Raw genomic sequence first — 1,670 nt, 5'->3', positions numbered from 1 at the left:
GAGGAGGAGGGGGACGGCGGCGGGGTCCAGCAGCGGGTCGGGGGCGGGCGCCTCACGGGGGGCGGGGGCGCTGAACTCCTCGATCACGGCGTGGGCGTTGGTGCCGCTGATGCCGAAGGAGGAGATTCCGGCGCGGCGCGGGCGTCCGCCGTCCGGCTCCCAGGGGGCGGCCTCGGTCAGGAGGCGGACCGCGCCGGAGGACCAGTCGACGTGCCGGGTGGGCTCCTCCGCGTGGAGGGTGCGCGGGAGGAGGCCGTTGCGCATCGCCAGGACCATCTTGATGACCCCGGCGACCCCGGCGGCGGCCTGGGCGTGGCCGATGTTCGACTTCAACGACCCGAGCAGCAGGGGGCGTTCGGGCTCGGGCCGTTCGGCGCCGTAGGTGGCCAGGAGCGCCTGGGCCTCGATGGGGTCCCCGAGCTTCGTCCCCGTGCCGTGGGCCTCGACCGCGTCGATGTCGGCGGGCGTGAGGCGGGCGTTGGCCAGGGCCGCGCGGATGACACGCTCCTGCGCGGGCCCGCTGGGCGCGGTCAGTCCGTTGGAGGCCCCGTCCTGGTTGGTGGCGGTGCCGCGGATGACGGCGAGCACGGGGTGGCCGTTGCGGCGGGCGTCGGAGAGGCGTTCCAGCAGGAGCATCCCGGCGCCCTCGGCCATGCCGAAGCCGTCGGCGGCGGCGGAGAACGCCTTGCAGCGGCCGTCGGCGGCCAGGGCGCGCTGGCGGCTGAACTCGATGAGCATGCCCGGGGTGGGCAGGACGGTGGCGCCGCCGGCCAGGGCGTAACCGCACTCGCCGCCGCGCAGCGCCTGCACGGCCAGGTGCAGGGCGACCAGCGAGGAGGAGCAGGCGGTGTCCACGGTCACCGCCGGTCCCTCCAGGCCGAGTTGGTAGGCGATGCGGCCCGAGGCGACGCTGACGGAGGTGCCGGTCAGCAGGTAGCCGCCCAGCTCGGGGCCGGCGTCGTCCAGGCGCGGCCCGTACTCCTGGGCCATGGCGCCGACGAAGACGCCGGTGCGGGTGGCGCGCAGCGCGGCGGGGTCGAGCCCCGCGCGCTCGAACGCCTCCCAGGAGGTCTCCAGCAGCAGCCGCTGCTGAGGGTCCATGGCCAGGGCCTCGCGCGGCGAGATGCCGAAGAACGCGGCGTCGAACCCGGCGGCGTCGGCCACGGTCCCGGCCTCGCGCTGGTAGTAGCGGCCGGGGGTGGCGGGTTCGGGGTCGTAGCGGCCGTCGAGGTCCCAGCCGCGGTCGGCGGCGAGGGGGCCGACGGCGTCGCGTCCCTCGGCCAGGAGGCGCCACAGGTCCTCGGGTGAGGTGACGCCGCCGGGCAGGCGGCAGGCCATGCCGACGATGGCGATGGGCTCGGCGGGCTCGTGCGGCGCGGCGGGCTCGGGCGCGGCGGCCTCGGTGGCCTGCGCGGTCGCGGGGTTCTCGCCGAGGGCGAGGGCCGTGAGGCGGCGGGCCAGGGCCTCGGGGGTGGGGTGGTCGAAGGCGAGGGTGGGCGGCAGGGGCAGGCAGGTGGCGGCGGCCAGGCGGGCGCGCAGCTCCAGCGCGGTGACGGAGTCCAGTCCCAGGGCGCGGAAGGTGCGGCGGGCGGCGTCGGCGGGGGCCGCTGCCCCTGGCGTTGCCCCGGCCGTTGCTCCGGTGAGGGCGGCGAGGGCGGACAGGACGAGGC

At 77.5% G+C, this 1,670-nt stretch carries 1 protein-coding gene; it reads right to left on the bottom strand.

Annotated elements, in window-relative coordinates:
- Nucleotides 1-1,670: type I polyketide synthase (locus RM780_RS27545; RefSeq protein ID WP_311633634.1), on the bottom strand; the 1,670-nt coding region annotated here is incomplete at both ends.

This window comes from Streptomyces boetiae (assembly GCF_031845405.1).
GTDB lineage: Bacteria > Actinomycetota > Actinomycetes > Streptomycetales > Streptomycetaceae > Streptomyces > Streptomyces boetiae.
The sequence above is the reverse complement of the archived record's forward strand: the minus strand, read 5'-3'. Positions and strand labels throughout refer to the sequence as shown.